Source organism: Kitasatospora phosalacinea (assembly GCF_030268885.1).
Taxonomy (GTDB): domain Bacteria; phylum Actinomycetota; class Actinomycetes; order Streptomycetales; family Streptomycetaceae; genus Kitasatospora; species Kitasatospora phosalacinea_C.
The window spans coordinates 1-21776 of record NZ_BSSA01000040.1; the positions used below are offsets into that span (position 1 = coordinate 1).

The following is a 21776-nucleotide window of genomic DNA, read 5'->3' on the forward strand; positions in this document are numbered from 1 at the left end:
CTCCAGGAGCTTCTTCGTCAGTTGCTGGAGCAGGCCGCCGGTGCCGGTGAGCTGCAGCCCGCTCGCGCGGGCACGGTCGACCAGCTGCCCGATCAACTGGTCGTCCAGGGCGTCCGGCTGCAACTCGACCGGTCGCACGGCCTCCACGGCCTCGGCCGAGACGGTCACGTCTGTCATCAGGTGCTACTTCCTTGATCGGGAGTTACACCGTTCTTTTTACAGACCCTCGTCGAAGGCCACGTCAACCGGATCATTCTGTGGAATCAGCGATGTCAAGCTGCGGGGTTGGCGATCTCGCATGTGTGTTCAGGGTGGTGGGCGGTGTGGGCGTTGTCAGTGGGATCGACTTTGATGTGGCCGTGCCTGTCTCTGATCTGATCCACCAGTTGCCCGAGATTTCGCTTGTCCGGGACCGGTCCCGCGCTATGGCGATGCTGGACGCCATCCTGAGCCCGGAGTGGGGGGATCGGTACTTCTCGTTCGACTCCCGCTGGTCATCGACGGAGGCGATGGCCTCGATGCGAGACGGCTGCGGAAACGAATACTCGATCGTCTTCTCACCGGCGGGTGTCTTTGCCCGCGGATTCGATCACGAGTCGCCGATGACTCCGTATCGAGTGACACCCCCGGCACCGTGGCCGGGCCTGTTCGACGGGGTGCCGGAGGCACTCCGCGCCCACGTAGCAGAGCCCGCCTTCAGCGACAGTGGGACGCCGCGAGCGACGGTGTGCTTCTGGCGCGAACAAGCCGACACCGAGTGGAGGGCAGGGCCCGTCGAGCCCCTGCCGGAGGACGTGGAGGACGGCGGCAGCGCCGAGTGGTTGTTCGATGTTCTGCTGGATGGCCGGCCCGAGGCATATCAGCAGTTCGCGGAGGAGTACTACGAGCTAGCGGTGGACATAGCTGCCGTCCGGCATGTCTATGCCTTGCGCCCTCTCACCCAGCACATCGTGTCGCTGCTGAACCCGGAGCTGGACATCTCCCGCCTCGCGGAGGACGTCGCCCAGATCGGATATCCGGTCCAAGAGTGACGACCTGCTCGGGACCGTCATAGTGGCGTGGGCCGTGCCTGTCTCACCTCCACGATGGGCAACAAGGTCGCCGCTGCCGGGACTCCGATGTCGCGGGGTGTTGAGCCAGCAGGGGGGACGTCGGCGAGCCGTTGAGGAGCCGGTCGAGGGCGGCTTGGCCGTCCTCGACCGCGGCCTGCTCGTCGTCAGTGAGCGGGATGGCAACGCTCATTTTCTGCAAGTTGGTCTTGGCTTCGAGGAGTTGGGATCGCGTGGATTCCTCTGGGGTGTAGAAGTCGCAGCGTGCGCAGGCCATGCGGTGCTGGCACTGCTCGAAGAAGGTGTGGCTGCAGTAGCCGTGTCCGAGGTCGTAGTGCTGTCAGGGCTCACCGGCCGCGGCGGCGCCGGAGGCGACAGCGTCGCGGTCGACCAGGACCTCGATGGTGCGCACGTTGCGCTCGAAGTAGCCGGCTTCGGAGTAGGCCTTGGACGGAGTGTTGGGTGCGATCTTCGCGTAGTACTGGGTGGATTGCGGGGATCGGTGTCCTAGCCAGGCCTGCAGCTCGAACAGGGTCATCGGCTCCTTGGCGTTGTAAAGCTGGCTGGCGATGGTGGACCGGGCGCGGTGGCTGGTGATGTTGCCGCGGACGTCGGCGGCCGGGACTCCGGCCTTGCGACACAGCATCGGGATGATGGTGTTGTTGATGTAGCTGGTGGAGACGCGGCGGGCCCGGACGGCGAACAGCGGGTCGACCAGCTCGCCGGTGCGTCGGTGAACTTCGGCTGGTCGGGGCGGACGGCCTGCCAAGCGTCGACGGCCTGGCCGAGGATCGGGTCGACCGGCTTGGTGAAGGCGGTGCCGGTCTTGTGGGTGGGAACGTCGAGCAGGCAGACCGCGTCGCGGGCCAGGACCTGCTGCGAGTCGCCAGCGATCGGTGTCCCATCGTGCTGCCAGCGGATGCAGCCCACCCTCAGCCGGGTCCTGAAAAAAGCGACGGCCTTCTTCGCGCGGGAGAGCGACCGGTGAGCGAGATCTACCGGTTCATCGCGGCGGAGAAGGCCACCTACCCGGTCGCCCTGCTCTGCCGCATCCTCGGGGTCCTCGTTCCTCCTTCTACGCCTGGGCCGACGGCGAGGAAGCACGACGCACGCGCCGTCGGGCCGATGATGCACTCGCGCACGAGATCACGGTGGTCCACCTCGCCTCCAAGGGCGCCTACGGCGTCCCGCGCGTGCATGCCGAGCTGCGGCGGCTGGGGCACGAGGTGAACCGCGAGCGGATCGAGCGGCTGATGCGCGAACACGGCATCGCCGGGATCACCCGCCGCCGGCGCCGGTCGCTGACCCGCCCGGACAAGCAGGCCCGACCGGCGCCGGATCTGCTCGGCCGGGACTTCACCGCGGACCGGCCCGGCACCCGCCTGGTCGGCGACATCACGTACCTGCCGACCGAGGAGGGCTGGCTCTACCTGGCCTGCTGGCTGGACCTGGCCACCCGCGAGGTCGTCGGCTACGCGATGGCCGACCACCACCGCGCCGACCTCGTCGTCGACGCCTTGCAGATGGCCCACGGACGCGGCCGCCTGGAACCGGACTGCATCGCGCACAGCGACCGCGGAAGCGAATACACCTCGGCTCAATTCCGCAGCGAGGCAACCAGGTTGGGCATGAGAGCGAGCACCGGACGCACCGGCTCGTGTTACGACAACGCCGCAGCCGAAAGCTTCTGGGCGGTCCTCAAAGCCGAGATCGGCACCCGCATCTGGCCCGACCGGGCAACCGCCCGCGGCGAGGTCTTCTCCTTCATCGAGACCTTCTACAACCGCCGGCGGCTACGCAAGCACCCCAGCTGGGGCTACCTGACCCCGCACGAGACCCGACAACGACACACCCTCGCCGCGTAGGAACGAGTGTCCAAGATCATGGAGGAACTTCAGATGTTCGGCCGCGCAGGCTTCCGACTGCTCGGCAAGCGGGTACTTATGGCCCCGTGATATTGCCGCGCCGGTAGTTGATGTCATGCTGCCTCCGACACAGATCAGCACTACCAGGAGTTGATGATGGGAACGTGGGGAACCGGACCATTCGACAGTGATCTCGCTGGTGACTTCATCGATGGACTCAACGGGCTCCCAGCGCAAGAACTCGTCGCAGTGCTGGGAAGCGCGCTCCAGCGGGTCGTCAGCGCCGGCGACCATGTCGATGGCGGGGACGGACAGGAAGCCGTGGCCGCGGCAGTGCTGGTTGCCGCGCAGCTTCCTGACAGCGGGATCTTCATAGACCCGGACGACGGGCCGAAGGAACCGTTGCCTCCGTTGCCGTCCTCGTTGCACTCACTGGCCCGCAGTGCACTTCAACGAGTCCTCGGCGATGGCTCCGAACTTGCACAAGGCTGGACGGACAGCAGCGACGCCAGCGAATGGCGCCGTGAAGTGGAGATGATTCTCGACGCGCTCAACCACTGACGATCACTCACCGTATCTGCATCACGGAAATCGAGCCAGAACCTGAGTGGTGAGAGCACCTGTCGCTCGACAGCGAGAGCACCCTGTGCCACGGGAGAGTGATGGTGCCGAGTTTCGGTTCTGGTCCCACTTCTGCGGGTGCGTCGCTCAGGGAGCCGCGACCCGATCGTCAGCTTTCCTGCACCAACGCGGCAACGTCGTGGCGGTTGCCGACCACGGCTCGACCGCAGCCCGGAGGCAGATGCTCCGCCACCATGTTCACGGCCGCCTCAGCGGTATCGGCCTCGCCGACCCACTGCTCCCTCGACGGGCCTGCCACAACATAGCCCCCACCCCGCCGTGGGGCGATATAGGGCACGTCCCACGTGCAGGGATGCTCGGTGCACCGGCTGAAGTGCAGCTCCCACATGCCGACCCACGGGAAGAGCTGTCGCAGTCTGGGTTCTGCGTAGGCGGCGCGCACCAGGCTCCCCTCGACGCGATCCGAGGCAAAGAGCTCTGCCCATTCGGCCTCGATGACAGCCTCCGCTGTGCCCGTCTCCACAGCAGTATGGTGCCAGAGCCTCACCTCGAGCGATGTGCGGTGAACTCCCCCTGGGCGTCCGCCTCACAGAAGTACGCAGCCAACCTGCGGCGTCCCCGTGCTGCTGGTGACCGGCGGCGCGGAGGACTGCTCCGGGCTCCGGCTGCCACGCCACCACCGACGAGGACGACCGCCCCGACGTCGAGCGGACGCCGTTGCACGCCGCGTCTCCCGGGCGGCTCGGCCCCGGCCCACCGCCTGCACGCCCGCGCCCTCGTCGACGGGCACCGCCCCGTCGCTCACGCCCTGCGCCACCTCTTCGGCCTCGCGCGACCTGCCCGGACTGCGGCCCCCCTCACGGTCGCCGACCGGGTGACGACCACCCGGTGGCGGATCAGCCTCCGGCGAGGGCGGCGCGCAGCAGCGCGTGGGACGGCGCGTCGAAGGCGACCAGGCGGACCAGGGCGACGTCGGTGGGGGTGCCGGTGAGGGTGTCCACGGCGATCCGGGCGGCCAGGTCGGCGGGGAAGCCGTACACGCCGGTGGCGATCGCCGGGAAGGCCACGCTCGCGGCGCCGATCCGGTCGGCGACGGCCAGGCAGCGGCGGTAGCAGGAGGCCAGGATCTCCGCCTCGCCGTACCCGCCGCCGTCCCAGACCGGGCCGACGGTGTGGATCACGTGGCGGACGGGCGGGAACAGGTCGAAGGCCGGGGTCGCCACCGCGTCGCCCGGCTCGCACGGGGCCAGCGCCCCGCCCGCCTCGGCGAGTCGCGGCCCGGCCGCCCGGTGGACCGCCCCGTCCACGCCGCCCCCGCCGAGCAGGGACTCGTTCGCGGCGGTGACGAGGGCGTCGGTGTCCTGCTCGGTCAGGTCGCCCAGGACGACCTCGATGCGCGGTGCCATGCCGTCAGCCTGCCCGCGGCGGCGGCGCCGCGCACCGGTATCGCCGAGGGCGGACACGGAGCGCCCGGGCCGGCCCGCCCCTCCGCCGAGGGGCGGGCCGGTGGACGGGTGTCAGCAGGGGACGACGGCGTCGAGCCGGACCGGGTCGGGCCCCAGCGGGTAGGAGGACACCGAGAAGCTGCCCCGGACCGGGGCGTCGCAGGGAACGGTGCCGGTGACGGCGCCGACCTCCTGGTAGGAGCCGGTGAACAGGACGTACCGGTCGACCGTGCCCGCCGGGGCGGTGCCGGTCAGGGCGACGGTCACGTCCTTCCGGTACGGCAGCGGGGTGCCGGGGGAGGGCGGCCCGGCCAGGGCGAGGGTGCCGTACAGCCGGACCTGGTCACCGGTCCGCTCGGCGCACAGGTGCGTGGCCAGGCCGCCCTGGAGGGCGTACGGGCTGCACACGGTGGTGCTCTGCGCGGTGTCGGAGGTGGATGCCGCTGCCGGGGCGGTGAGGGACGCCGACAGGGCTGCCGCACCGGCCAGGGCGGCCAGGGGCTTGATCATGAGGGTTCTCCCGTTGCTCCTCCAGCCGGGTCCTTCCCGGCTGTGCAATGTCATATTGCATGATGGAGGGTGAGGGAAGGTAGCCGGAGGGTGACGGAACGGACGACTCCACCCGACGAAACGGTCCCGGCCCGCCCGGAACCACCGGGATTGCGTGATTTGCGCGGACCGGGGGCCTCCCGCACCCTTCTAGGCATGACCTCACCCGTGTACCGGGGCCCCGCCCTGCTGCTGGCCGACGGACTGGAGATCCAGGTCCAGGCCGAACTGACCGGCAACGTCCCGGAGATGGGCCTGCCCGGTTGGACCGGCGTGCTGGAGAGCGGCGACACCCGGTTCAGCGCGGGCAGCATCCGGTCCGGCCGCCTGCGGCTGCCCGACGGCTGGGAGGGCGGCTTCGCGGTGATGCGCCGACTGCTCGGGGTCTCCACCGTCTGGGTGCGCGGCAACGACGTCGAGGCGTCCCCCGCGGACTGGCCGGACGCGACGCCGGAGGCCGCGCCCGGTAGTGCGTCGGAGCGCCCCGCGGGAGGCTGAGCCGCCCGCGGGACGCCCGGTCCGGTCCGGGGGCGGGTTCAGTCGGTGGCAGGACGGTCGTCCAGGTGCGCGCCGAACTCCGCCGAGCGGATCTCGGCGATCCGCTCGTGCCGGGCGACGCGGTCGGTCCAGGAGGCGTCGACGCCGAAGGCCGTCCCCGCGAAGCCGAGCCGTCCGATCGCCTGCGGCAGCTCCGGGTCGCCCGGCGCCAGCAGCCGCACCGGCTCGCCGAGGGCCGTGGTGTACGGCGGGACGAAGAACTCCGGGGGCAGCACCGTGCGGGCGTGCACCAGGGCGGCCACCGCGACCACCGAACCGGTGCCCACCACGGCCTCCTGCAGCACGCTCGCCGAGGTCGCCAGGTAGCAGGCGCGCTCCACGGTGCAGCCCAGCAGGGTCGCGTGCGGGCCGACGAACGCGTGGTCGCCGACCAGCACCGGCTGCTCGGCGGCGACGGCGGAGGCGCGCAGCACCGCGTTCTCGCACACCACCGCCGCCTCGCCGACCTCGATCCGCGCACCCTCCGCGTCCAGCACCGCGCCGTACATCACCCGGGCGCGCGGGCCGATCCGGACGTCGCCGACCAGGGTGGCCGTCGGCGCGACGTACGCGGTGGGGTGGACCTGGGGGGCGGCGCCGCGGTGCTCGATCCGGACGCCCTGCGAGTTCGTGTTCATGCGCGCGATCATCGCGCACCGTCCGTCCGCCCGGCTGGCGGGAATCGGACACGGCGCGCGGAGCACCGCCCCGGCGCAGGGCACATCCTCCGAGCCCCTGCGGGGGCGGTGCGCCGCCGCCCCGTCAGGACGGCCCCGGTGGCCCTCCTCCGGACCTCCTCCGGCTCTCCTCCGGGCGTTCTCCGGGCGTCCTGCGGGTGTTCTCCGGGCGGGCGGGTAAAGCTCGGGTGTGCTCCGAGCGCGAACCGCTGTCGCGGACGGGGTCGGCGCGCTACGGTCTGTGGTCTGGAGGTGACCGATGGCTGAGCAGCAGACCTGCCCCGGCTGCGGCGGGGCGCGCGGAACGGAGAAGACGGAGCACTCGGTGGAGACCGACCCGCAGGGGAGGCAGCAACCGGTGCAGCGCAGTTACTGGTCGCCGTGCTCGGTGTGCGGGGGCTCGGGGGTGGTGCAGCGGTGAGACTGCTCTTCGTCTGCCAGGCCTGCGGCTGCCACTACCTGGTGCCGGTGGGCCTGGACTACCCCGACGGCGGCCGGGCCAGCGCGGTCTGGTGCTCCGCCTGTCAGCGCGACGCGGCCGAACGCGGGGCCACCGAACCCGCCGAACTCGCCGCCGTCGCAGTCCTGTTGGCCGTACGCGCGCTCAAGTCCGCCCTCGCCGCCCGGCCGGGCCCGTCAGCCGGGGCAGCCGGGGCGGCCGGGTCGGTCACCGGGGCCGGGCAGCCGCCCCGCCCGGACCGCCGCCCCACCCGTCCCGCGGTCAGCTCCCGCGGTCGCACCCACCCGGCCGCGGCCCGCAGCCGCCTGGCCTGAGCCGGGCGGGCCGCCCGCCAGTTTGCCCGTGGGGCAAGAACACTGACTCCGCGCCAGCCCGGCGGGACGTCATCCAGGACGGCCGCCCGCTCGGTCGGGCGGCCGGTCAGTCGGTCGGACGGGCGGCCGGTCAGTCGGTCGGACGGTGCGTGCGCGGGTCGCGGCGGACGGCGCGCGGGCCGAGCAGTTCCGCGCCCAGGGCGGCCACCCGTTCGCGCAGCCCGCGGTCGGCCGTCACCACCAGCAGTCGGCGGTCCGGGGCGAGCGCGGACTCCGCGGCGACCAGCTCCACGATCCGGTCGTCGCCGCTGCCCCGCGCCGACACCACCCGCACCCCCGGCACCTCCGCCACGCCGCGCGCCGCGCCCTCCACCACCAGCACCACCGCCAGCGGCCCGGGCACCCCGGGCACCCCGGCCGCCGCCACCTCCACCAGCCCGTCGCGCAGGCGTTCGGCCGCGCCCCGGCGGTCCCGCCACCACCCGTCCGGAACGGAGCCGACCACGTTGGCGCCGTCCACCACCAGCAGCGGGTCGGGCGGTCCGGCGGAGGGTCCGGCGGTGGTCTCGGCGCGCTGTTCCATGGTCGGCAAGCCTGCCACAGTGGGCCGGAGCCCGCCGCGGACATGCGGAGGGGCGGAAAAGGCGGGGTGAAGGCCGAACACCGACCTTGGTGCAGACCAATCCTTACCGGGCGGTATTGTCTCTGCGGCAAACTCGCACGTGCACACGTTTTCGATCGGATTTTCCATGAACCACGACACCACGGCCCACCTCGACGGCTTTCAGTACGGGTGGGTGAACCCCGTGGTGGCGTACCTCATCGCCTGCGTGGGGGCCGCGATCGGACTGCGCTGCACCGCGCGGGCCATGACCCTGCGACCGAACCGGCGCTCCGGCTGGCTGGCGCTGGCCGCGGGCGCGTTCGGCTGCGGCATCTGGTCCATGCACTTCATCGCGATGCTCGGCTTCACGGTCGACTCCTCCGGCCTGGTCTACGACGTCCCGCTCACCCTGCTCAGCCTGCTGGTGGCGGTCGTCGTGGTCGGCCTCGGCATCGGCATCGTCGGCTACCGGGGCAAGAGCACCGGAACCCTGCTGGTCAGCGGCGTCCTCACCGGCTGCGGCGTGGCCGTCATGCACTACCTCGGGATGGCCGCGATGCAGGTCGAGGGCGCGGTCTCCTACGACACCCCGCTGGTCGTCGCCTCGGTGGCGATCGCCGTCGCCGCGGCCACCGCCGCCCTGTGGATGACGCTCAACGTCAAGGGCCTGGCGGCCGCGCTCGGTGCCGCGCTGATCGCGGGCGTCGCGGTGGTCGCCATGCACTACACCGCGATGGCCGCCGTCACCGTCACCCTGGACGGCCGCCCGCTCGGCGGCGGCACGCCCGCCTCGCAGTTCGCCCTGCCGCTCGCCGTCGGCATCATGGTCGTCCTCGCCGTCGCGGGCATCGCGATCGCCCTCTCCCCGCAGGACCCCGAGTCCGGCGAGGGCCCCGCGGTGGAGCCGATCCGGGTCGACCTGTTCGGCCAGGAGCGCTACTGACGGCCGCTCCGGTCCGCACGCAGCCGGGCCCCGAGGACGGGTACGCCGTCCTGCGGGGCCCTGCCGTCGCGTCAGGCGGCCCGGCGGGGAAGGGCGGAGCGGCCCCGGGTCAGTCATCCGGCAGGTCGCGCCAGGCGGACGGGGTGAGACCGCGGGTGCGCTTGAAGGCCGTGCTGAAGGCGAAGGCGTCCCGGTAGCCGACCTGGCGGGCGACGGCGGCGACGGTGGCGTCGGTGTCCCGCAGCAGGTCCGCGGCCAGGACCATCCGCCAGGCGGTGAGGTACGCGAGCGGGGGCTCGCCCACCGCACGGGTGAACTGGGCGGCGAAGGCGGTGCGCGAGCGGCCCACCCGGGCGGCGAGCTCGGCGACCGTCCAGCGGCGGGCCGGGTCGGCGTGCAGCAGCCGGATCGCCTCGCCGACCGCCGGGACGCCCAACGCGGCGTTCCAGCACGGTGGTTCGGTGCCCGGACGGATGCTCCAGGCGCGCAGCGCGATGACCAGGACCAGGTCGAGCAGCCGGTTCAGGACGGCCTCCTGCCCGGGGTCCTGCCGGGCCGTCTCGGCGGCCAGCAGCCGCAGCGCCGCCTCCGTCCCGCCCCCGGCGGGCAGCACGGCCAGCGGCGGCAGCAGCCCCAGCAGGTGCGCGCCCGCGGCGCCGTGGAAGCGGTAGGCGCCGTGCAGCAGCGTGGTCGCACCGGGCAGCCCGTCCCCGTACGTGCGCGGCGCGAGGCTGCGCTCGACGCCCGGGGCACCGTCGACGACCTGCTTGGTCCCGTCGCGGATCAGCACCTGCGGCGCCGTCCCCGGCCGGTCCGCCAGGACGTACGGTCCGGCGCTGCCGCGGACCAGGGCGACGTCCCCGGAGGCGAGCAGCACGGGGGCGGGCGGTGCGGAGGCGGCGGAGGAGGGTCCGGTCAGGCGGACGGACGCCGGGCCGTCCAGCGCGGCGACCACGGTGAGCGGGGGCGGGTCCGCGAAGGCCATCGACCACGGGGGCCGCTGGATGAGCTGGTGGACCCGGGAGTGCCGGGGGCGGGCCCGGTGCAGCAGATCGCTCAGGACGTCCATGACCGCCGAGGCTAGGCCCCCGGGCGCCGCCCGTCACCGGCGGGGGCCCGGCCGCCGCGGGACGATCGCCAAGGGACCGCGGACGGACACCCATGGGACGTCCCGGCCCGGCAGGGTTGGCTGGGGGCATGAACGACATCCTCGTACTCGGCGGCACCGGCACCACCGGGCGCCGCGTCGCCCACCGCCTCGCCGCCCTGGGCCACCCCGTCCGCACCGCCTCCCGCACCGCCTCCCGCGCCGGGGGCCACCGCTTCGACCTGGACGACCCTGCGGGCTGGGCGCCCGTGCTCGACGGGGTGCGGGCGCTCTACCTGCTCGACCCCGAGCTGCGACCCGCCACCGACCGGCGCGAGCGGCTCCCGCTGCTGGTCGACCACGCCGTCGCGGCGGGCGCCCGGCGGCTGGTGCTGCTCTCCGCGTACGGCGTCGGCGAGGCCGACGACAGCCACCCGCTGAAGGCCGCCGAGCGGGCCGTGCAGGACAGCGGCGTCGACTGGACGATCCTGCGGCCGGGCTGGTTCGCCCAGAACTTCAGCGAGACCTTCTGGCGCCCGGCCGTCCTCTCCGGCCTCCTCGCGCTGCCCACCGGCGACGGGCGCACCCCGTTCGTCGACGCCGAGGACATCGCCGAGGTCGCTGCCGCGGCCCTCGCCGAGGACGGCGACCGGCACGCCGGACGCGCCTACCAGCTGACCGGTCCGCGGGCGATCGACTTCGCCGAGGCCGCCGCCCTGATCTCCGCCGCCACCGGCCGCCCGGTCCGCCACCAGGACGTCACCGCCGAGGAGTTCGTCGCCGCCGCCACCGCGCACGGCGCCCCCGCCCAGGCCGCCCGACGGCTGGCCGACCTGCTGACGGACGTCCGCGAGGGCCGCGGCGCGGAGGTCGGCGACGGCGTCGAGCAGGCACTCGGCCGCCCGCCCCGCACCTTCGAGGAGCACGTGGCCGCCGCGGCCGCGGCCGGGTGCTGGACGCCCGCGGGCTGAGCGGGGCGGGAGCCGGGCGGCCGGGGGCGGAGGTCGGGTCGGGAAGCCGTCGGCCGGGCGGGGCACTTGGGCACGGAGGTCGACGGCGTCGAGTGGGTGCCCGGCCGCCCGCGGGCTGAGCGGGGCGGGGGTTCGGGGCCGCCGTTCGGCCGGGGCGGAGGTCGGGCTGGGCGGGGTGCCCGGGGTGCCCGGGGCGGGGCGGCGCGGAGGACGGCGACGGTGTCGAGCGGGTGTTCGGCTGTCCGTCCGTTCCTCCGGGGTGCCCGCGGGCGGGGCCGGGGGATGGCCGGATCCGACAGAACGGTGTCATTGCGGACACCGACCGCGGCGTCCGAGGATGGGGTCATGCCCAGCAACCGCCGCGTGGTGATCGCGGTCTTCCCGGACGTCGACCTGCTCGACGTCACCGGCCCGGCCGAGGTGTTCGCCCTGGCCGACCGCGAGAGCGGCGGCCGGGCCGGCTACCGGGTGGAACTGGCCGGGCCGGCCGACGGCCTCGTCCGGACCTCCGCCGGGGTCCGGCTGGCGGTCGACCTGACGTTCGACCAGGTCGCCGGGCCCGTCGACACCTTGCTGGTGCCGGGCGCCGTCGAGCCCGGGCCGGACGGGGAGGGCTTCCGGGCCCGGATCGACCGGGACGTGGTCGCCTGGGTGGGGCGGCTCGCGCCGTCCGCCCGGCGGATCGCCTCGGTCTGCGTCGGTGCGCACCTGCTGGCCGCCGCCGGGCTGCTCGACGGGCGGCGCGCCACCACCCACTGGTCGACGGCGGCCCAACTCGCCGCCGACCACCCGGAGGTGACGGTCGACCCCGACCCGATCTTCGTCCGCTCCGGGGCGATCTGGACCGGGGCCGGGATCAGCACCTGCATCGACCTCGCACTGGCCCTCGTCGCCGAGGACCACGGCGAGGAACTGGCGATGGCCGTCGCCCGGCAGTTGGTGGTGTACCTCAAGCGGCAGGGCGGCCAGAGCCAGTTCTCCGTCCCGCTCAGCGCCCCGCCCACCTCCCGCCGGGACATCGACGACCTGCGCCTGCACATCGCCGAGCACCCGGACGCCGACCTCTCGGCGGGCGCGCTGGCGGCCCGGATGTGCCTCAGCGAACGCCACTTCGCGCGGGTGTTCCGGCAGGAGACCGGAACGACCCCGGCGGCGTACGTCGAAGCCGCGCGGCTCGAAGCCGCCCGGCGCCTGCTGGAGGGCACCGACCAGCCGCTCGACCAGGTGGCCGCCGCGAGCGGCCTCGGCTCCGTCGAGACGCTCCACCGCACGGTGCGCCGCCGCCTGGGCACGACACCGGCCGCGTACCGCAAGCGCTTCCGGGTGGCGGACGGCGGCAGCTAGCGGCACCTCGGGCACCGGCAGCGCCGGAGGCACCCCGGGCACCCGCCCTCTGTGCACCAGAACCAGAACCAGAACCAGAACCAGAAGGAGATTACTGACATGAGCATGCAAGAAGCGTCCGCGACCCTGCGCACCGTGATCGGACTGGACGGCACCCCGCCGCGGCTCGCCGACGCCACGCTGGTGCTGATCGACTACCAGAACACCTACCGGGAGGGCGTGATGGCCCTGGACGGCGCCGAGGAGGCGCTCGCGGCCGGGGCGAGGCTGCTGGCGGCGGCCCGGGCGGCCGGTGCGCCGGTGGTGCACGTGGTCAACGACGGCGGGCCGGGGACGCCCTACGACGTCCGGGCCGAGATCGGGGCGATCAGCGCGCCGGTCGCCCCAGCGGCGGGGGAGCCGGTGGTGGTGAAGACCTTCCCGGACGCCTTCCACGGCACCGAACTGGCCCGGGTGCTGGCCGGGTTCGACGGGGACGGGCCGCGGCGCGACCTGGTGCTGGCCGGGTTCATGACCCACATGTGCGTGGCCTTCACCGCCCAGGGCGCTTTCCGCGAGGGATGGCGGCCCACGGTGGTCGCCGAAGCCTGCGCGACCCGGCCGCTGCCGGGGCCGGACGGCCGGGTCGTCCCGGCGGCGCAGCTGCACGCTGCCGCGCTGGCCACCGTCGGCGACCTGTACGGGACGGTGCTGGCGGAGGTCGCCGACCTCACCGGGCCGGTGGTGCCCGCCGGGCTCGGCGGGCTCGGCGGGCTCAGCGGGTGAGGGTCAGGCGTCCGGCGCCGTAGTGGCGCTGGGCGTAGGCCGCCGCGGTGGTGGCCGCGCCGAGGGTGAGCCAGCCGATCGGGCCCGCGGCCAGGACCGCGCCGGTGAGCAGGAGCGGACCCGCCGCCTTCTCGGTGGAGTGGGCCATGCCCGCCACCCCCAGGTACTCGGGGCGGGCCCGCTCCGGGGCCAGGGCCACCGACAGCTCCCAGGAGACCACCGAGCGGACCAGCTCGGCCAGGGTCACCAGCACCGCCGCGACCAGCAGCAGCGCCGAGGCGGCCGGTGCCCCCGTCCGGTGGGCCAGGGCCGCCGCCGCGCAGCAGCCGAGGATCGCGAACCCGTACAACGGCACCACCCGGACCGCCTGGCGGGCCGTGCTGACCAGGGCCGACACCCGCAGCTGGGCCAGCACCACGACGACGGTGTTCACCGCCAGGAAGGCGGGCACCAGGGCGTGCGGGGCGCGGGTGGAGTGGATCAGCCAGAGCGGCAGGCCGACGTTGAGGATCGCGTCGTCGATGGTCAGCACCGCGTCGAGGGCGACGAAGCGCAGGTAGCCGGCGTCCCGCCAGGGATTGGGCCGGGGCGAGGCGTGGGTGACGGGGTGCTCCGCGGCGGCTGCGCTCCCGGTACCGGGGCCGTCCCCGGCCCGCTCCGGTTCGCGGAGGGTGGCCACCAGGGCGGCCGCGACCAGGAAGGAGGCCACGTCGACCACCACCAGCGCCCGGTACGCGGCCGCGGTGCCCACGGCCAGCCCGAGCGCGGCCACCCCGGCACCCGCCGCGTACCCGGCGTTCATCGCCGTGCGGGACAGCGCCCGGTACGCGCTGCGCCGCTCGCCCGCGACCTCGGTGGCGTACAGCATCTCCATCGCCCGGGCCGCCCGGTCGCCGAGCGTCGCCAGCGCGACCAGCAGCAACAACGGCGTGAACGCCGAGCACCCCAGCACCGCCGTCAGCGCCGCCACCCGCAGCAGGTGGCACCCGATCAGCACCCGGCGCACCCCGTACGAGGCGGCCAGCCGCCCCGCGATCGGGGTCCCCGCGATGCCCGCCACCGAGGACGCCCCCAGCAGCAGCCCCACCTGGGCGGCCGTCAGCTTGTCCAGCTCGGTGAAGTACAGCACGCAGGCCGCCGCCCAGACGCCCGTCCCGGTGCGGTCGACGAACAGCGTCCACAGCATCGTCCGCCCGTCCCGGCCGCCCGGCGGGCGCCGCAGCTGGGCCACCAGTCCGTCCGCCTTCGCGCGCTCGCGCATGGTGCTCCCCGTTCTCCCGTTCGTACTGAGGGTCGTTCGTCCGTGCGAGGAGCAACTCTGCCCGATGAATGTCTTGATATCAAGATGCTTGATGTCGAGATGCCTTGCCGGGGTCCGGTGGGTACGCTCGGCACATGGCTGATCACGAGCGTGTGGAACCCTCCGGCACGGCGGGCCCGGTGACGGCGGACGACCTCGCCGAGGGCGTCCGGCTGGTGGTGGCCCTGCTGAGCGGGGCTCAGGCGACGGCCGCCGACTGGGACCGGCCCGCGGGGACGCTGGAGTGGAGCTGCTGGGAGACCGCCGAGCACCTGGCGGACGACCTGTTCTCCTACGCCGCGCAGCTCGGGCCGCAGTCGCCGCCCGTCGACGGGTTCCTGCCGCTGGTCTGGCGGCGGGAGGCGCCGGGCAAGCCCGCCAACGTGGTCTTCGCCCAGCGGGAGGCCGGGCCGCAGGGGCTGGTGCAGGTGCTGGAGGCGTGCGGGGCGCTGCTGGTGGCGATGGTCCGGACGGCCCGGCCGCAGGACCGGGCCTTCCACGGCTTCGGAACGGCGGACGCCGAGGGCAGCGCCGCCATGGGGCTGGTCGAACTCTTCGCCCACGCCCAGGACCTGGCGCTCGGCTTGGGCCTGGAATGGACGGCGCCCGCCGGGATCAGCGCCCGGGTGCTGGCCCGCCTCTTCCCCGCGGCGCCGACCGACACCGACCCCTGGCCGACCCTGCTGTGGGCCACCGGCCGCGGCGACCTGCCCGGCCGGGAGCGTCCCGCCGAGTGGCGCTGGTACAGCGCCCCGCGCGACTGAGCGCCGACCCGCCGCTCCCGCGCCCGACGGTGGTCGGTCCGCTGCGGCGGGACCGGCGGTCGGTGGGACCCGGATCAGTTCCGGGGGCCGGGCCCCGGGTTCGCGTCGACGTCCTCGTCGTCCTCGTCGTCCTCGCGCAGGGACCGCGCGGTGTCGGTGCCCCTGAAGCCCGTCGCTCAGCGGCCCGGTCGCCGCCCCGTTCGCGGAGGCGGGCTCGCCCGTCCCTGCCGCCCCCGTCGTGGAGGACGTCCACGGCACGGGGTGCTGCCGTGGGTCGGGGGTCGGAACTGCCCGGCTCACAGGAGGGGCTGGATGTCCCCCGTGGTGACGGTGGGGCCGGTGCCGCGGGTGGTCAGGTCGCCCGGGGGGATGCCGGGGTGGTGGCGGGAGTCGCCGGGGGTGGCGGGGGAGGGGTCGGCGAGCGAGATCCGGGAGACGATCCGGTAGCGGTCGCCGCGGTAGATCGAGTGGGTGTACTCGACCGGGCGGCCGGAGGCGTCGGTGGTCAGTCGGTCGAAGCGCAGCGCGGGGGAGAGGGCGGGGACGGCCAGCAGCCGGGCCTCGCGGTCGCTGACCACGGTGGGTTCGATCGCCTGGACGGCCTCGTGGACGTGGACGCCGCGCACGGCCAGGAGCTGGTAGAGGTCCCCGTGCTCCAGGTCGGCGGGCACCAGGCCGGGCAGCAGCTCGGCGGGGACGTGCAGGTGCTCGATGGCCATCGGCTCGCCGTAGACCAGGCGCAGCAGGACGATGTGCAGGATCGGCGCGGCGGGGGAGAGCCGCAGCTTGCGGCCGATCGCCGCACCGGCCGGCAGTGAGCTGAACTCCAGCGGCCGACTGGTCCAACTGCCGGAGGCCCGTGGCACGTTGAAGGACGGCTCGCGGCCGCCGGACGGGGTCAGCTCCTGGACGATCTTGGCGGGGGCGACGAACATGCCCCGCCCGTGCTCGCGCACCAGCAGCCCCGCGGCCACCAGTTCGTCCACCCCGGCGCGCAGCGTCGGGCGGGAGACGCCGAGTTGGGCGCAGAGCGCGCGTTCGGACGGGACCGGGTCGCCGGGGGTCAGCGACTCGACCAGTTCGCGCAGGTACTCCCGGACCTGGTCGCGCTTCAATCCCGCTCCGCCGGACGAATCCGTCGCCATCGTTCCATCCCTTCGCTTCGAACTGGTCAGACCATACCAGACCAGTTCGCGGACCTTACCAGTTGCCGCCCCGGCCCCGGAAGGCCCGAACTGGAAACCTTCTTTGCAGGTCGGAGGCCAGGTGAGGCGGGCGCTCAGGGCCTTGACGGGCCGCAGCGGCTGTGCCACCTTCTCTTACCACCGACCGGACCAGTTGAGTCTACTGGTAAACAGTCGGCCCTCTTCGAACCTCCCCCACCGGCACCCCTAGGCACCCCGAGGCGGCACCCACCGTGAGATCCACCGCACTCCCGACCACCCTGCGCTCCGCGATCGCCCTGCTGCTCGGCGCGGCCACCCTGACCGCCTGCTCCTCCGGCTCCGGCGCGGGCTCCCAGGAGTCGGCCGGGCCGGCCGAACTGACGGTCTGGATCATGAAGGACAGCGTCACCGACGGCTTCCTGAAGGACTTCGAGGCCGACTTCGAGGCCGGCCACCCCGGCATCACCCTGAAGGTGCAGATCCAGGAGTGGGACGGCATCGGCCAGAAGGTCACCAGTGCCCTGGCCAGCAAGGACGCCCCCGACGTGATCGAGGTCGGCAACACCCAGGTCGCCCAGTACGCGGCCAGCGGCGGCGTGCACGACCTCAGCGACAAGACCGCCGAACTCGACGGCGCGCACTGGATCCCCGGCCTCGCCCAGCCCGGCAACATCGGCGGCCAGCAGTTCGGCATCCCCTGGTACGCCGCCAACCGCGTGGTCATCTACCGCAAGGACCTGTTCCAGCAGGCCGGCATCACCACCCCGCCCAAGACCCGCGAGGAGTGGATCACCGACACCCAGAAGCTCAACACCGGCGGCAACGACGGCATCTACCTGACCGGCCAGACCTGGTACGTGCTCGCGGGCTTCCTCTGGGACGAGGGCGGCGACCTCGCCGCCAAGGGCTCCGACGGCAAGTGGACCGGCACCCTGGACACCCCGCAGGCCAAGGCCGCGATCGGCTTCTACCAGCAGCTCCAGGCCCTCGGCAAGGGCCCCAAGGACTCCGACGAGGCCAAGCCCCCGCAGGCCGAGGTGTTCGCCCAGGGCCACACCGCGCAGGTGATCTCCACCCCCGGCGGCGCCGCCGCGATCCTCAAGGCCAACCCGGACCTCAAGGACAAGCTCGGCTTCTTCCCGATCCCCGGCAAGACCGCCGACAAGCCCGGCGCGGTGTTCACCGGCGGCTCCGACCTGATCGTCCCCGAGTCCTCCCGCCACCAGCAGGCCGCCTACGAAGTGGTCAAGGCACTGGCCGGGGACAAGTGGCAGACCGCGATCGCCCAGCAGATGAGCTACGTCCCCAACCGGACCACGCTGGCCTCCGTGCTCAGCGCCGACGAGGGCGCCGCCGCGATGGCCGCGGGCGCCGTCAACGGCCACGCCACCCCCAACTCGCCCGACTGGGCCGCCGTCGAAGCCGACAACCCGATCAAGCAGTACATGACCCAGGTCCTCACCGGTGCCGACCCGTCCGCCGCGGGCAGGACCGCGAGCGCGGCCATCACCAAGGCGCTCAGCGGCAACTGACCCCCGCGCGGGCCGGGCTCCCCGGCCCGGCCCGCGCGGGCCCACCGCCCGCCCGGGCCCGCGCCCGAGACAGCCCGGGCCGCCGCCCGCCCCCGCACGACCCCGACAGGAGTACCCCCGCCGTGCCCGCCGACGCGTCACCGCCGTTCCGCACCCGGATCCGGCCCTACCTGCTCATCGCCCCGACCCTGGTGGGCGCGGCGTACCTGCTGCTCTACCCCGTCGCCCGCAACCTGCTGATCTCCGTCCAGCACTTCCGGCTGGCCGAACTGATCCGCGGCGGCGCCCCGTTCGTCGGCCTGGACAACTACACCGAGCTGCTCTCCGACCCGAAGTTCTGGACCGTCACCGTCCGCACCCTCGGCTGGACCGCCCTCAACACCGCGCTGATCACCGGCCTCGGCACGCTGGTCGCGCTGATGCTGGTCCGGCTCGGCCGACGGATGCGGCTGGCCGTGATGAGCGCCCTGGTGCTGGTCTGGGCGACCCCGGTGATCGCCGCCACCACGGTGTTCCAGTGGCTGTTCCAGTCCCGCTTCGGAGTGGTCAACTGGGCGCTTGACCAGTTGGGGCTGCACGGCTACCACGACTACGCCTGGTTCGCCCACTCCGGCGCCACCTTCACCGTCCTGGTGCTGCTGGTGGTCTGGCAGTCCGTCCCGTTCGCCGCGCTCACCCTCTACGGCGGGCTGACCACCATCCCCCACGAGCTCTACGAATCCGCCCGGATCGACGGCGCGAGCGCCTGGCAGACCTTCCGGCTGGTCACCGTCCCCGTCCTGCGGCCGCTGTTCGCCCTGGTCACCTCGCTCGAAGTGATCTGGACCTTCAAGTGCTTCGCCCAGATCTGGGTGGTCAGCCAGGGCGGCCCCAACGGCGCCACCACCACCCTGCCCGTCTACGCCTTCCAGATCGCCCAGAACCTGCACAAGTACGACCTCGGCTCCGCGGCCTCCACGCTCACCGTGCTGATCCTGCTCGCCGCGCTCGTCACCACCCTCCGGCGGATGCACCGCCAGGAAGGAGCCGAGGCGTGAACCCCCTCGCCCCCCGCCACCTCCTCGCCCCCCGCCGGCTGCGTCGCCTCCCGCTCAACCTCGCCGCCCTCGCGGTCCTGGTCACCGCGGCGTTCCCCGTGTACTGGATGGTGGTCACCGCCTTCAAACCCACCGCCGAGATCCAGTCCGCCACTCCCGCCTTCCTCCCCCTGCACCCCACCCTCGAACACTTCTCCACCGCGGTCCACGCCCCCGGCTTCGGCGGCTACTGGCGCAACAGCCTGCTGGTCACCCTCGGCGCCGTCCTGCTCTCCCTGGTCGTCGCCCTGCTCGCCGCGTACGCCGTCGGCCGACTGCGCTGGCGCGGTCGCCGCGCGTTCCTGCTGCTGGTCTTCACCGCCCAGATGGCGCCCTGGGAGGCCCTGCTCATCCCGATGTACGTCATCGCCCGCGACACCGACATGCTCGACAGTCTCAGCATGCTCACCCTGGTCTACTTCATGACCACCCTCCCCTTCACCATCGTCACCCTGCGCGGCTTCCTCGCCGCCGTCCCCGCCGAACTGGAGGAAGCCGCCCAGGTCGACGGCTGCACCCGGGCCGGCGCCTTCCGCCGCATCACCCTCCCGCTGCTGGCCCCCGGCCTGCTCGCCACCTCGCTGTTCGGCTTCATCACGGCCTGGAACGAGTTCGCCTTCGCCAACACGCTGATCATCAAGAACCAGGACGCCCGCACCCTCCCCGTCTGGCTCTCCTCCTTCGCCAACGTCTTCGGCACCGACTGGGGCGCCACCATGGCCGCCGCCAGCCTCTTCATGCTCCCCGTCCTGCTGGTCTTCCTGTTCCTGCAGAACAAGGTCACCACCGGCATGACCGCCGGAGCGGTCAAGGGCTGACCCGCCCGGGCCGACGGCCGCGCCGCAGCGAGGACGACGAGCCCCGGAACGCCCGGAACACCCGGAACGCCCGGAGCACCCGGACCCGGCACCGGCGACCGCCTGCGGCGCGCCGCCCGGAGGCCGGGCCCCGAACCCGTGCACGTCCCTCCCGCCGCCCCCGGAACGCCCGGACCGGGCACCGCCGGGAGCCGCCCGGAGCGCGGAGCCCGCAGCCCGGAGCCCGCAGCCCCGAGTTCGCGTCCGGCCGACCCGCCCCGCCGGTGTTCCGTTCGACCCACCCACCTCCCTACCCCCGGAAGAAGACCACCCCGTGATCCTGCCGACCCCGGTCGATCTCGTTCCCGCTGCCGGACGGTTCACCCTGACCGAACGGACCACCGTGCGCGCCGACGGCGAGGCCGCCGCCGTCGCCGACCTGCTGCGCACCCTGCTGCGCCCCGCGACCGGGCTGCCGTTGGCGGCCGGGGCGGAGGGCACCGTGGCGCTGACCCTGGACCCCGCCGCCGGGCGGGAGCTGGGGGAGGAGGGCTACCGGCTGACGGTGGACCCGTTCCAGGTCACGCTGCACGCGGCCCGGCCCGCCGGACTGCGGCACGCGGTGCAGACGCTGCGCCAGCTGCTGCCGCCGGAGGCGCTCTCGGCGGGCCCGGTGCGCGGCGTCGAGTGGAGCCTGCCCGCGGTGCGGATCACCGACCGGCCGCGGCACCCCTGGCGCGGGTTCATGATCGACACCGCCCGGCACTTCCAGCCGCTCGACCGCCTGCTGACCGCCGTCGACCGGATCGCCCTGCACAAGCTGAACGTCCTGCACCTGCACCTGACCGACGACCAGGGCTGGCGGCTGCCCGTCGACTCCTACCCCCGGCTCACCGAGGTCGGTGCCCGCCGCGAGCGCAGCATGGCCGGGCACGCGGGCTCCACCGCGTACGACCCGCGGCCGCACCAGGGCGCGTACACCAAGGCCGAGTTGCGGCAGCTGGTCGCGCACGCCGCCGCGCGGGGCGTCACCGTCGTCCCCGAGATCGACATGCCGGGCCACACCCGGGCCGCCCTGGCCGCCTACCCGCACCTGGGCAACCACCCCGAGCGGCAGCTCGACGTGTGGACCGACTGGGGCGTGTGCGAGACCGTGCTCGGCGTGCACGAGGAGGCGCTGGCGTTCTGCCGCACCGTGCTGGACGAGACGACGGAGCTGTTCCCCTCCCGGTACGTCCACCTCGGCGGGGACGAGTGCCCCACCGTCGAGTGGGAGGACAGCCCCGCCGCCCGCCGCCGGGCCGCCGAACTCGGCCTCGCCGCCCCCGCCCAGCTGCGCGGCTGGTTCCTCGGCGAGATGGGACGGCACCTGCTGGCGGCCGGGCGCGTCCCGGTCTGCTGGGCCGAGACCGACGGCGCCACGCTGCCCGTCGAGTTCACCGTGATGCCCTGGCGGGACGCCGAGCACGGCCGGGAGGCCGCCCGGCGCGGCCACGACGTGGTGATGGCCCCGCACCGCGCCACCTACCTCGACTACCCGCAGAGCGGACGCCCCGACGAGCCGCTCGGCCAGGCCGAGCACGTCGTCGACCTGGCCACCGCGCACGCCCACCGGGCCGCCCCCGCGCACTGGGACGAGGCCGAGCGGGCCCGGGTGCTCGGCACCCAGGCCCAGCTGTGGAGCGAGTTCGTCACCACCGCCGAGCACTTCGACTACCTCGCCTACCCGCGGCTGTGCGCCATCGCCGACCGGGCCTGGAACCCCGACAGCGACTACGTCCGGGACTTCCTGCCCGCCCTCGCCGCGCACCGCCCCCGCCTCGCCGCCCTCGGCGTCCACCACGCCGGACGCGAACTCCTCACCACCTGACGGCCCGAGGCCCCACAGACCCGGTCGCCGACCCACCGTCGGCGGCCGCCCGCAGCACGCGGACCACCTCCGCCGCCGC

24 protein-coding genes and 1 pseudogene are annotated in these 21776 nt (G+C 73.8%); 15 read left to right on the top strand and 10 right to left on the bottom strand.

The window, feature by feature from the left end:
• Positions 1 to 177 (bottom strand): annotated as a pseudogene (locus tag QSK52_RS35360) (IS256 family transposase); the annotation flags it as partial.
• 125 nt (positions 178 to 302) lie between these two features.
• Between QSK52_RS35360 and QSK52_RS35365 the strand changes: the two are divergent.
• Positions 303 to 1031 carry a hypothetical protein gene (locus tag QSK52_RS35365; protein WP_285740360.1) on the top strand — a complete coding sequence of 243 codons (729 nt, stop codon included), beginning with the start codon at positions 303 to 305 and terminating at the stop codon, positions 1029 to 1031.
• A 358-nt stretch (positions 1032 to 1389) separates the two neighbouring features.
• Here the strand turns inward: QSK52_RS35365 and QSK52_RS35370 are convergent, their stop codons facing one another.
• On the bottom strand, positions 1390 to 1818 hold the full coding sequence (locus tag QSK52_RS35370) for a tyrosine-type recombinase/integrase (protein ID WP_285740361.1): 429 nt from the start codon (positions 1816 to 1818) through the stop codon (positions 1390 to 1392).
• 274 nt (positions 1819 to 2092) lie between these two features.
• On the opposite strand from QSK52_RS35370, the gene QSK52_RS35375 reads away from it, so the two are divergent.
• Both QSK52_RS35375 and QSK52_RS35380 read left to right on the top strand, forming a co-directional pair.
• Positions 2093 to 2914: an IS3 family transposase gene (locus QSK52_RS35375; protein ID WP_285740427.1), complete on the top strand. Its 822-nt coding sequence runs from the start codon at positions 2093 to 2095 to the stop codon at positions 2912 to 2914.
• 156 nt (positions 2915 to 3070) lie between these two features.
• Positions 3071 to 3475: a DUF4259 domain-containing protein gene (locus tag QSK52_RS35380; protein WP_285740362.1), complete on the top strand. Its 405-nt coding sequence runs from the start codon at positions 3071 to 3073 to the stop codon at positions 3473 to 3475.
• Positions 3476 to 3644: 169 nt separating this feature from the next.
• Here QSK52_RS35380 and QSK52_RS35385 read toward each other — a convergent pair whose 3' ends face one another.
• The 3 genes from QSK52_RS35385 to QSK52_RS35395 form a co-directional block, all read right to left on the bottom strand.
• Complete coding sequence (locus QSK52_RS35385) at positions 3645 to 4019, bottom strand: DUF6193 family natural product biosynthesis protein (RefSeq protein ID WP_285740363.1); 375 nt, start codon at positions 4017 to 4019, stop codon at positions 3645 to 3647.
• Between the two features lie 373 nt (positions 4020 to 4392).
• A complete protein-coding gene (locus QSK52_RS35390) occupies positions 4393 to 4902 on the bottom strand; it encodes a macro domain-containing protein (RefSeq protein WP_285740364.1) in 510 nt (169 codons plus the stop codon).
• 111 nt (positions 4903 to 5013) lie between these two features.
• Positions 5014 to 5451, bottom strand: coding sequence for a hypothetical protein (locus tag QSK52_RS35395; protein ID WP_285740365.1), 438 nt, complete (start codon positions 5449 to 5451; stop codon positions 5014 to 5016).
• A gap of 195 nt (positions 5452 to 5646) precedes the next feature.
• Between QSK52_RS35395 and QSK52_RS35400 the strand changes: the two genes are divergently transcribed.
• Positions 5647 to 5988 (top strand): hypothetical protein, encoded by a 342-nt coding sequence (locus QSK52_RS35400; RefSeq protein ID WP_285740366.1) that lies wholly within the window; start codon positions 5647 to 5649, stop codon positions 5986 to 5988.
• Between the two features lie 38 nt (positions 5989 to 6026).
• Here the strand turns inward: QSK52_RS35400 and QSK52_RS35405 are convergent, their stop codons facing one another.
• Positions 6027 to 6665 carry a gamma carbonic anhydrase family protein gene (locus tag QSK52_RS35405; protein ID WP_285740367.1) on the bottom strand — a complete coding sequence of 213 codons (639 nt, stop codon included), beginning with the start codon at positions 6663 to 6665 and terminating at the stop codon, positions 6027 to 6029.
• 298 nt (positions 6666 to 6963) lie between these two features.
• Here QSK52_RS35405 and QSK52_RS35410 point away from each other — a divergent pair, with 298 nt between their 5' ends.
• Together QSK52_RS35410 and QSK52_RS35415 are read left to right on the top strand one after the other, a co-directional pair.
• Positions 6964 to 7125, top strand: a complete 162-nt coding sequence (locus tag QSK52_RS35410) for a hypothetical protein (protein ID WP_285740368.1) — start codon at positions 6964 to 6966, stop codon at positions 7123 to 7125.
• Complete coding sequence (locus QSK52_RS35415; RefSeq protein WP_285740369.1) at positions 7122 to 7478, top strand: hypothetical protein; 357 nt, start codon at positions 7122 to 7124, stop codon at positions 7476 to 7478. Before QSK52_RS35410 ends, QSK52_RS35415 begins: the two co-directional genes overlap by 4 nt.
• A 130-nt stretch (positions 7479 to 7608) precedes the next feature.
• Here the strand turns inward: QSK52_RS35415 and QSK52_RS35420 are convergent, their stop codons facing one another.
• Positions 7609 to 8061, bottom strand: coding sequence for an NTP pyrophosphohydrolase (locus QSK52_RS35420; protein ID WP_285740428.1), 453 nt, complete (start codon positions 8059 to 8061; stop codon positions 7609 to 7611).
• Between the two features lie 166 nt (positions 8062 to 8227).
• On the opposite strand from QSK52_RS35420, the gene QSK52_RS35425 reads away from it, so the two are divergent.
• Positions 8228 to 9025 carry an MHYT domain-containing protein gene (locus QSK52_RS35425; RefSeq protein ID WP_285740370.1) on the top strand — a complete coding sequence of 266 codons (798 nt, stop codon included), beginning with the start codon at positions 8228 to 8230 and terminating at the stop codon, positions 9023 to 9025.
• Positions 9026 to 9134: 109 nt separating this feature from the next.
• On the opposite strand, the gene QSK52_RS35430 is transcribed toward QSK52_RS35425, so the two are convergent.
• Entirely contained in the window at positions 9135 to 10094 is a 960-nt protein-coding gene (locus QSK52_RS35430) for an AraC family transcriptional regulator (protein ID WP_285740371.1), read from the bottom strand.
• 128 nt (positions 10095 to 10222) lie between these two features.
• Between QSK52_RS35430 and QSK52_RS35435 the strand changes: the two genes are divergently transcribed.
• From QSK52_RS35435 to QSK52_RS35445, 3 genes are all read left to right on the top strand, one after another.
• A complete protein-coding gene (locus QSK52_RS35435; protein WP_285740372.1) occupies positions 10223 to 11083 on the top strand; it encodes an NAD(P)H-binding protein in 861 nt (286 codons plus the stop codon).
• A gap of 345 nt (positions 11084 to 11428) precedes the next feature.
• Complete coding sequence (locus QSK52_RS35440) at positions 11429 to 12427, top strand: GlxA family transcriptional regulator (protein ID WP_285740373.1); 999 nt, start codon at positions 11429 to 11431, stop codon at positions 12425 to 12427.
• Positions 12428 to 12526: 99 nt separating this feature from the next.
• Positions 12527 to 13192: an isochorismatase family protein gene (locus QSK52_RS35445; protein ID WP_285740374.1), complete on the top strand. Its 666-nt coding sequence runs from the start codon at positions 12527 to 12529 to the stop codon at positions 13190 to 13192.
• Here the strand turns inward: QSK52_RS35445 and QSK52_RS35450 are convergent.
• Complete coding sequence (locus QSK52_RS35450; RefSeq protein WP_285740375.1) at positions 13182 to 14453, bottom strand: MFS transporter; 1272 nt, start codon at positions 14451 to 14453, stop codon at positions 13182 to 13184. The genes QSK52_RS35445 and QSK52_RS35450 overlap by 11 nt on opposite strands.
• A 134-nt stretch (positions 14454 to 14587) precedes the next feature.
• On the opposite strand from QSK52_RS35450, the gene QSK52_RS35455 reads away from it, so the two are divergent.
• Positions 14588 to 15256 carry a hypothetical protein gene (locus tag QSK52_RS35455; protein WP_285740376.1) on the top strand — a complete coding sequence of 223 codons (669 nt, stop codon included), beginning with the start codon at positions 14588 to 14590 and terminating at the stop codon, positions 15254 to 15256.
• A 296-nt stretch (positions 15257 to 15552) separates the two neighbouring features.
• Here the strand turns inward: QSK52_RS35455 and QSK52_RS35460 are convergent, their stop codons facing one another.
• On the bottom strand, positions 15553 to 16401 hold the full coding sequence (locus QSK52_RS35460; protein ID WP_285740377.1) for a GntR family transcriptional regulator: 849 nt from the start codon (positions 16399 to 16401) through the stop codon (positions 15553 to 15555).
• Positions 16402 to 16673: 272 nt separating this feature from the next.
• Here QSK52_RS35460 and QSK52_RS35465 point away from each other — a divergent pair, with 272 nt between their 5' ends.
• From QSK52_RS35465 to QSK52_RS35480, 4 genes are all read left to right on the top strand, one after another.
• On the top strand, positions 16674 to 17954 hold the full coding sequence (locus QSK52_RS35465; RefSeq protein WP_285740378.1) for an extracellular solute-binding protein: 1281 nt from the start codon (positions 16674 to 16676) through the stop codon (positions 17952 to 17954).
• A 122-nt stretch (positions 17955 to 18076) separates the two neighbouring features.
• Positions 18077 to 18991 carry a carbohydrate ABC transporter permease gene (locus tag QSK52_RS35470; RefSeq protein WP_285740379.1) on the top strand — a complete coding sequence of 305 codons (915 nt, stop codon included), beginning with the start codon at positions 18077 to 18079 and terminating at the stop codon, positions 18989 to 18991.
• The gene (locus QSK52_RS35475) at positions 18988 to 19848 is read left to right on the top strand and encodes a carbohydrate ABC transporter permease (RefSeq protein WP_285740380.1); all 861 of its coding nucleotides are present in this window, start codon (positions 18988 to 18990) and stop codon (positions 19846 to 19848) included. The genes QSK52_RS35470 and QSK52_RS35475 overlap by 4 nt, the downstream gene beginning before the upstream one ends.
• Before the next feature lie 313 nt (positions 19849 to 20161).
• Positions 20162 to 21697 (top strand): beta-N-acetylhexosaminidase, encoded by a 1536-nt coding sequence (locus QSK52_RS35480; protein WP_285740381.1) that lies wholly within the window; start codon positions 20162 to 20164, stop codon positions 21695 to 21697.
• Positions 21698 to 21776 lie beyond the last annotated feature (79 nt).